Here is a 305-nt window from a genome sequence, read left to right on the forward strand (position 1 = left end):
CGCGTGGACTGCGACGTACGGGACCGCAAGGGGCTGACCCTCCTGTTGGAGACGGCTGTCGGGAACGACACGCCGACGGGCGTGCTCTCCTGCCTGTCACACCCCGCACCCGCCACCGACGACGGCACCCTTCCCACGGCGACCCCCGCCGTGGTCACCGCGGTCGCCGACACCCTGGCCCTGGTACAGGCCTTCGGCGACGCCTCCGTGAGCGCGCCGCTGTGGGTGGTCACGCACGCCGGTCACGGTCCGGACGGCATCCCCGCCGATCCGGCACAGGCCGGCGTCTGGGGCCTGGGACGGGT

1 protein-coding gene is annotated in these 305 nt (G+C 74.1%); it reads left to right on the forward strand.

Going from position 1 to position 305, the window contains the following annotated elements; all coding sequences use genetic code 11:
* Nucleotides 1-305: SpnB-like Rossmann fold domain-containing protein (locus CCN29_RS33550; RefSeq protein WP_442538664.1), on the forward strand; the 305-nt coding region annotated here is incomplete at both ends.

The sequence above is a fragment of the Streptomyces pseudogriseolus genome, from assembly GCA_002154585.1.
Lineage (GTDB): Bacteria > Actinomycetota > Actinomycetes > Streptomycetales > Streptomycetaceae > Streptomyces > Streptomyces pseudogriseolus.